The sequence below is a fragment of the Mycobacterium sp. genome, from assembly GCF_049280035.1.
In the GTDB taxonomy this organism is placed as follows: Bacteria; Actinomycetota; Actinomycetes; order Mycobacteriales; family Mycobacteriaceae; genus Mycobacterium.
The window spans coordinates 1-7,943 of the sequence record NZ_JBAPPI010000227.1; the positions used below are offsets into that span (position 1 = coordinate 1).

5 protein-coding genes, 1 pseudogene and 1 riboswitch are annotated in these 7,943 nt (G+C 65.7%); all 6 genes and pseudogenes read left to right on the forward strand.

The window, feature by feature from the left end; genetic code table 11:
* Positions 1-14: 14 nt before the first annotated feature.
* The gene (gene mycP / locus WAN71_RS07465) at positions 15-1,724 is read left to right on the forward strand and encodes a type VII secretion-associated serine protease mycosin (protein ID WP_422224727.1); all 1,710 of its coding nucleotides are present in this window, start codon (positions 15-17) and stop codon (positions 1,722-1,724) included.
* The gene (eccE, locus tag WAN71_RS07470; protein WP_422224723.1) at positions 1,724-2,899 is read left to right on the forward strand and encodes a type VII secretion protein EccE; all 1,176 of its coding nucleotides are present in this window, start codon (positions 1,724-1,726) and stop codon (positions 2,897-2,899) included. Before mycP ends, eccE begins: the two co-directional genes overlap by 1 nt.
* Positions 2,896-4,728, forward strand: coding sequence for a type VII secretion AAA-ATPase EccA (gene eccA, locus WAN71_RS07475; RefSeq protein WP_422224724.1), 1,833 nt, complete (start codon positions 2,896-2,898; stop codon positions 4,726-4,728). The genes eccE and eccA overlap by 4 nt, the downstream gene beginning before the upstream one ends.
* Positions 4,729-4,900: 172 nt before the next feature.
* Positions 4,901-5,071, forward strand: a riboswitch (M-box (ykoK) riboswitch).
* A 217-nt stretch (positions 5,072-5,288) separates the two neighbouring features.
* Positions 5,289-5,588, forward strand: a complete 300-nt coding sequence (locus WAN71_RS07480) for a PE family protein (protein WP_422224725.1) — start codon at positions 5,289-5,291, stop codon at positions 5,586-5,588.
* A 13-nt stretch (positions 5,589-5,601) separates the two neighbouring features.
* Complete coding sequence (locus WAN71_RS07485; protein ID WP_422224726.1) at positions 5,602-6,894, forward strand: PPE family protein; 1,293 nt, start codon at positions 5,602-5,604, stop codon at positions 6,892-6,894.
* Between the two features lie 430 nt (positions 6,895-7,324).
* Positions 7,325-7,943, forward strand: a pseudogene (locus tag WAN71_RS07490) (hypothetical protein); the annotation flags it as partial.

Sequence of the window (7,943 nt, forward strand, 5' to 3'; positions counted from 1 at the left end):
CTGCCACGACGCTCATCGTTGCCTCTGTAGCGCTGTCCGGGACGCCGGCCTACGCGGTCGATCCCCCGGGGATCGACCCGGCGGCGGTGCCGCCGGACGGCGCGCCCGGGCCCGGGCAGGCGATGAAGCAGAGCTCGTACTGCACCGAGGTTGGGGTGTTGCCGGGCAGCGACTTTCGGATGCAGCCGAAATACATGGACATGCTCAACCTGCCTGAGGCGTGGCGCTTCGGCCGCGGCGGCGGGGTGAAGATCGCGGTCATCGACACCGGGGTAACCCCGCACCCGAGGCTGCCGCACCTAATTCCGGGCGGCGACTATGTGATGTCCGGTGACGGCCTGTCCGACTGCGACGCGCATGGCACGCTCGTGGCGTCGATGATTGGCGGGGCCCCGGCGGGCTCTGAAGAACCCGGAGCGCCGGGGCCGCGGCGGCCGCCGCCAGTTCCGACCAGGGAACCACCGCCACCGGCGCCGCCTCCGCAGACGATCAGCGTGGCGCCACCGCCTCCGCAGACGATCACGCTGGTCCCTCCTCCGCCACCGTCGGAGGCGCCGGCGCCGGGACCATTCGGCCTACCACCGGCAGCGCCCGCATCGCCTGCAGCGCCCGCAGCGCCGGGACAGCAGGAGCCCAAGACGCCGGGAGCCGCCAACCGTGGTCACGGCAAGACAGTGCTGCCCGGCTATTCCCATGGCGGACAGGTTGTTTCGGTGGACTACCCACGACCGGCCGCGCCGCCGCTGGACCCGCCGCCGGCAGGGCCGACCGACGCGTTCACCGGGATTGCGCCCGACGCCGAGTTGATCTCGATCCGCCAGTCCAGCCAGGCGTTTAGCCTCAAGGACGCTTACACCGGCGACGAGGACCCGCAAACGCGGCAGAAGCGGGACAACATCTTCAACATGGCGCGGGCGATCGTGCACGCGGCCAATATGGGCGCGCGGGTGATCAACATCTCCCAGGTGATGTGCATGAGTGCGCGCAGCCTCATCGACGCGCCCGATTTGGGTGCCGCGGTCCGTTACGCGGCCGTCGACAAAGATGCGGTGATCGTAGCTGCCGCAGGCGACACCAGTCAGCGCGACTGTAAGGAAAATCCGCTCGTTGATCCGTTGCACCCCAAGGATACTCGCGACTGGAACGGTGTGACCACAGTGGTGACACCGGCCTGGTTCAGCGACTACGTGCTGACTGTCGGTGCGGTGGATTCCTCCGGGGCGCCGATGGACAAATTGAGTGTGGCCGGGCCGTGGGTGTCGATCGCGGCACCCGGTACCGACGTCGTCGGGTTCTCACCGCGAGATGACAGCCTGGTCAACGCGATTGACGGTCCGGACAACTCCTTGCTGGTGCCGTCGGGGACCAGCTTCTCCACGGCGATCGTGTCCGGTGTGGCGGCTCTGGTGCGGGCGAAGTTTCCGCAACTGTCGGCGCACCAGGTCATCAACCGGTTGACCCACACCGCCAGGGCACCCTCGCGCGGAGTGGACAACCAGATCGGCTATGGGATCGTCGACCCGGTCGCTGCGCTGACCTGGGATGTACCCGAAGGGTCTGTGCTGCCCAAGGATTCGAAGTCACCGCTGGACATGCCTCCGGCACCGACTCCGCGCAACATGGTGCCGGTGTGGGTCGCTGCCGGTGGATTTGGTGGCGCGCTACTAATAGCAGGCATGGTGTTCGGTGCAGCAATGCTGTTGCGAAAGACAGGGAGACAATAATGAAGGCACAACGCGAATACGGCCTGGCCCTGTCGTGGCCGCGGGTCACCGTGGTGTTTCTCATTGACGTTGCGTTGCTAGTGATCGCGAGTCATTGCCCCGAGTCTTGGCAAGCCGGTCACGCGGCCTTTTGGGTCGGTGTCGGTCTCGCGGTGTTGGTGACAATCGTTGCCCTGGTCACCAATGGCGGCGTTCCCATCGCGTCGGCACCGATTGCGCGAGTGCGAAATTGGTACGCCGATCCGGAGGCGCTGACCGTCGGCTGCACCCCTGCGATCGATCATCGTCGTCGCTTCAGCCGCGAAACTGTCGGAGTGCGCGAGTACGACGGCCAGCTGGTCGGCGTGATCGCGGTGGAAGGCGCGGTGGACGTGCCCTCGGGACGGCATCGGCATCGCGACGCGTTGCCGGCCACTATGCCGCTGGAAGCGGTCATCGAGGCGCTGCGCCAGTTCGACGTCCGCCTTGACAGTGTGGACATCGTTTCGGTGGGTACACGCCGGGCCGGCAAAGGCGTCAAATCTGCGGTCCAAGACGATTTCCGGCCTGCCGGCGATCGACGCCCGCTCGAGGAGCGCAACACCTGGGTGATACTGCGGATGGATCCGCTGCGCAACGCCCTGGCCGTGGCCGCCCGCGATTCCGTCGCCTGCACACTGGCGGCGGCAACCGAGCGGCTGGCTAATGATGTCGACGGGCGAAGCTGCACGGCCCGGCCGCTGACCGCCGACGAGATCATCGACGTCGACGACGCCGTGTTGGCCGGGCTCCAGCCGGCTCATATCCGGCCGTACTGGCGCTACCTCAAGACTCCCGACGGGTTCGTCACCAGCTTCTGGGTCTCACCTACCGACATCACCAGCGAGACGCTGCAGGAGCTGTGGCTCACCGATGCCGACGTCACCGTGATGACGATCCGGCTCATCGCGGACGGTCGTGAAGCCGACGTGGCGGTGTGGGTGCGCTACCACAGTGACAAACGGCTGCGCAAAGAGACGTTCGGCGTACTGAACCGGCTCACCGGCCGTCAACTGGGCGCGGTAGCCGCGAGCATTCCGGCGCCGAGTTCGCGTCGGCCGCTGCCGATGCCGAGTCGCATACTCGACGACGGCGAGGGTATCTTGGTTCCGGTGGGCGCGATCGCACAGATAAGTCACGCCGAAGCATTGCGATGACCCGGCCGCAGGCCGGCGCTGCGGATGCCCGCAACGCTATGGTTGCGGGCCTGCTGGCGTCTGGCATTTCGGTCAACGGGCTACAGCCAAGCCACAATCCGCAGGTGGCCTTGCAGATGTTCACGACGGCCACCCAGCTCGATCCGGACATGTGCGACGCCTGGCTGGCACGGGTGCTGGCCGGTGACCAGACCATCGACGTGCTCACCGGCGCGTGGGTTGCGGTCAAGACGTTCGGCTGGGAGATCCGTCGACTGAGCCTGTCCGAGTTGGAGTTTCGCCCCGAGGTCTCCGACGGGATATTCCTGCGGCTGGCGGTCACCAGCGTGGAGTCATTGGCTGCCGCCTACGCAGCTGCCCTCACCGAGGCGAAACGGTACGCCGAAGCGGCGGCGCTGCTGGATTCCACCGAGCCACGCCACCCGTTCGACGAGGAGTTGCTCAAGTACGTTCGGGGGCTGCTGTATTTCCGCACCGGCCGCTGGCCGGATGTCCTCAGCCAGTTCCCGCCCGGGACCACCTGGCGCCACCCTGAGCTGAAGGCCGCCGGTGCGGCGATGGCGACCACCGCGCTGGCCTCGTTGGGGGTGTTCGAGGAAGCGACGCGCCGTGCGCAGGAGGCGATCGAAGTCGACCGGGTGCCCGGCGCGACAAACGTCGCGATGTACACCAAGGGAATGTGTTTGCGGCACCTGGGCCGCGAAGAAGAGGCCACCGAGTGTTTACGCCAGGTGTATTCACGCGATGCAAAGTTCACCCCGGCGCGTGAAGCGTTGGACAATCCCAGCTATCGGCTGGTGCTGACCGACCCGGAAACCATTGAGGCCAGGACGGATCCGTGGGATCCGGGGAGCGCGCCCACCCGTGAACAGGCCGAGGCCGCTCGGCACGCCGAAATGGCCAAGAAGTACTTGGATGAAGGCGATGCCGAGCTCAACGCGATGCTCGGCATGGAACAGGCCAAGCGGGAAATCAAGCTGATCAAGTCGACCACCAAGGTGAATCTGGCCCGCGCCAAGATGGGCCTGCCGGTGCCGGTGACCTCACGGCACACCTTGTTGTTGGGACCTCCCGGCACGGGGAAGACGTCGGTGGCGCGCGCATTCGCCAAGCAGCTGTGCGGTTTGACTGTGCTGCGCAAGCCGTTGGTGGTGGAGACCAGCCGGGCAAAGTTGTTGGGCCGCTACATGGCCGATGCGGAAAAGAACACCGAGGAGATGCTCGAGGAGGCGCGCGGCGGGGCCGTCTTCTTCGACGAGATGCACAACCTGCATGAGGCTGGCTACTCCACGGGCGACGCCTACGGCAACGCGATCATCAACACCTTGCTGCTGTACATGGAGAACCATCGCGACGAGCTGGTGGTCTTCGGAGCCGGCTACGCCAAAGCGATGGACAAGATGCTGGAGGTAAACCAGGGTCTGCGGCGCCGGTTTTCCACGGTGATCGAGTTCTACAGCTACAACCCCAAGGAACTGATCGCGCTGACGCAGTTGATGGGCCGCGAAAACGAGGACGTAATCACCGATGAGGCGGTTGACGTGCTGCTGCCGGCCTACACCAGGTTCTACGAGGACGAGAACATCTCTAAAGACGGCGACCTGATCCGCGGTATCGACGTGCTGGGAAATGCGGGGTTTGTCCGCAACGTGGTGGAAAAGGCCCGTGATCACCGCAGCTTCCGCCTCGACGACGAAGACCTCGACGCGGTGTTGGCCGCCGAGATGGACGAGTTCAGCGAGGACCAACTGCGCCGGTTCAAGGAACTGACGCGCGACGACCTGGCCGAGGCCCTCAGCGCCGCGGTGGCGGAGAAGAAGACCGACTAGTCGTTCGGGCAGCCGACGCGCCGCTTAACGGTTCCGTCAGTTAACGCCTGCGGCCTAGGAACGGCGTGGCCCACCGCATCTGTAACGATCTTCAGCAATTTACCGATAATCCGCCGCGAGTTGCATTGACGGGCGTTGGTGCAGCTGGAACGATGATTTTACAAATACGTTACATGCACCTCGCTAGGTGAGGCGTCTGCACGGATATAGGCCACTGACCTCGAACGTCGAAAGACGCCCAGGGTCAGGACAGCTCTTCCCGGGCTAAGGGTTGAGCCCAAGTGGCTTCCGGCTCAGCCGGATACGCCGTTCAGTGCCAAAGCTCCGGCGAGAGGGGTGCCACCCGCCGGTTCTGTCGGGTGATCCACCTCTCTTGGCCGTACGGCGAGTGCTCTGGCCGTAGGGAGGTGGGCCGAGACGATTTCCGCTGATGGTTCTGATCAGAACTATCCAAGATCGATGACCGTTTCGCTCCGATCCGGTCAGGGCAGCGACTCCGCGAGCTGAAGCGGTTTGCCGAGCCCCGTCTCCGGGTCGGACTTTTCATTGAGGAGAAGTCCATGTCATTTGTGACTACGCAACCGGAAACGTTGTCCGCAGCAGCGGGCGACCTGCAGGGAATTGGTGCGGACGTGGCCGCCGGCAACGCGGCCGCAGCCAGCCCGACGACGGCGGTGATTCCCGCGGCGGCCGACGAAGTGTCGGCGCTGACCGCGGCCCAGTTCACCGCGCACGCTCAGCTCTATCAAGCGGTCAGCGCTCAAGCCGCGGCGATTCACGAGATGTTCGTATCCACGCTGAGCACCAGCGCCGGGTCGTACGCCGCCACCGAAGCCGCCAACGCGGTCGCTGCGGGCTAAGGGGGGAATCGCAATGGATTTCGGAGCATTACCACCAGAGATCAACTCCGCTCGCATGTACGCCGGTCCCGGTTCGGGGCCGATGCTGGCAGCCGCGTCAGCATGGGACGTGCTGGCCTCCGAGCTGGGTTCGGCCGCATCCTCCTATGCCTCGGTGGTCTCCAGCCTGGCCGAAGGATCCTGGCTGGGGCCGGCATCGGCATCGATGGCTGCGGCGGCCACACCGTATGTGGACTGGATGAGCACGACCGCCGCCGAGGCTGAGCAAACGGGTTACCAGGCCAGGTCGGCCGCGTCGGCGTACGACGCCGCGTTCGGGATGACGGTGCCACCGGCGGTTGTCGCGGCCAACCGCGCTCAGCTGGCGGCGTTGGTGGCGACCAATGTGATCGGTCAAAACACTCCGGCGATCGCGGCCACCGAGGCCCTCTACGGCGAAATGTGGGCCCAGGACGCCGCCGCGATGTATGGCTACGCCGGAGCTTCGGCGGCCGCCTCGACGGTGACACCGTTCGGTTCGCCGCCGGAGACCACCAACGCGACCGGGGCGGCCAGCCAGGCCGGCACGGTTGCCCAAGCCACCGGCACGTCGTCGAGCGCGGGTGTGCAGTCGACGCTGTCCCAGGTGGTCTCGACGATGCCCAACGCGCTACAGGGGATGGCATCACCGCTGTCATCGGCGGGGACCAATCCGTTTGCGCCAGGATCGAATCAGGCCCTCACAGGGATCGCCGGGTTCTTGAATCTCCTGGACGGACAGAGTCAATCGGCCTTCGGGAGCTTCTTGAGCTCCGGGCTTATGAACGGGTTCCTCTCGGGTAACTGGGTGAATCCGGCCAGCGTAAGCCCGGCTGTAACAAGCGCGTTCGCTGATATCGGGTTCTTGGCGGTGGCCGGTCAGGGCTTTGGCGGCTTGAATCCGGGCATGTTGACCGGGGCTACCGCGTCATCGGCGATGAGCGCCGGACTGAGCCACGTCGGTTCGGCGATGGGGTCACTCGGGTCACCGGGCCTGGGTGGATCGGCAATATCGGCTGGGATGGGCCGCGCAACCCTGGTCGGGGCGATGTCGGTGCCGCAGAGTTGGGCCGCAGCCACTCCCGGGACCAGCGCCCCCTTCGCGGGGTCGCCATCGGGCGGCTGGGCCATCGCGCCCGGCGCGGGGACGGAGATGGCCGGGATGGCGGGAATGCCCGGTGTGCCCGGGATGCCGGCGGCGGGCTTCGGCGGACGCGGCTTCGGCTTTGCCGCTCCCCGTTATGGATTCCGCCCGACCGTGGTGGCGCATCCACCGGCGGCTGGATAGCAGAAAGGGGCCGCGCCACAAGTTGATGCCAGCACAGGTAACCGCCATGCGTTAGCTCAGCCATTCGCCACCTCGATCACATCGGGGTGCGGGAAGGGGTGAGTCTGTCAAGTTTGAGCGGACCCGGAAGGACACGTTGGGTTGGCCCCACCGGTTGCGTGTGCAACACGTACGAAGAAGGCGTCGATTCAGTGACGACGCGAGGTGTCATGGGCTGTATGCCGTGGGACGGCCCGCCTTATTCAGAACGATCGTGCCCATGCCCGAGTGGGAAAGGATTGCCGGTAACCCCGCGTCCGCCGCTTGCCGCGCTTCCCGACGCCGGGACGGGCACCTAATCAACTTTGACGTTTGTTTTGCCCCGCCGGGACCGTTCACGGGCTAGCTTGACGGCACCGCAGATGGCAGGCCTCGACGGGGAGGTGCAGAGATGGCTGATCAGCGTTACTACTCGAACCGCACGACCCCATCAAATCGGGCCTTGGGGCGCTGGCGTCGTGTCATCGGCTGGGGCGGTGGTGCGGGTGCGGCTCTGACTTTTAGCTTTGGTCCGCTGGCCGCTTTGCCTGCGGCTCATGCTGACGGCTGGGATGTCATCGCCGATCCGATCATCAACGCCGTCGATCACGCCATGACGGGTGCGGACGCGTTGTTAGGCCTCAACTCAGCTGCGAACCTGGATCTCGGCGGCCTGGGCGGCAGCGCACTGGATCAATGGTTGGCGCTGCCAACGGATTCCGTGGCCGGTGCTGAAACGGCCACCGGCCCAGTAGCCAGTGTGAGTGCAGCGTCGGAGGCGGTGACAGCCGGCAACTCGGCTGATGCCGCCGCCTCATCGGCGTCGAACCCCGCAGCGGCGTTCGACGCAATATTCTTACAGGCGATTCATACCGATGAGCAGAACTGGATCAACAGCCCCCTGGGCGAATCCATCGACACCACGATCAATAAAGATTTCGGCGAGTACCTGATCGGCAACGGCGCCAACGGCGTTGGCGGCGGCACGCTGGCCGCGGCCACCGGTGCTAGCGGTGGCCTGTTGTTCGGCG

Bases quoted from the DNA above. Each gene is read 5' to 3' on its own strand.
- eccA (WP_422224724.1), top strand. From the start codon at position 2,896: ATGACCCGGCCGCAGGCCGGCGCTGCGGATGCCCGCAACGCTATGGTT.
- WAN71_RS07485 (WP_422224726.1), top strand. From the start codon at position 5,602: ATGGATTTCGGAGCATTACCACCAGAGATCAACTCCGCTCGCATGTAC.
- WAN71_RS07480 (WP_422224725.1), top strand. From the start codon at position 5,289: ATGTCATTTGTGACTACGCAACCGGAAACGTTGTCCGCAGCAGCGGGC.
- eccE (WP_422224723.1), top strand. From the start codon at position 1,724: ATGAAGGCACAACGCGAATACGGCCTGGCCCTGTCGTGGCCGCGGGTC.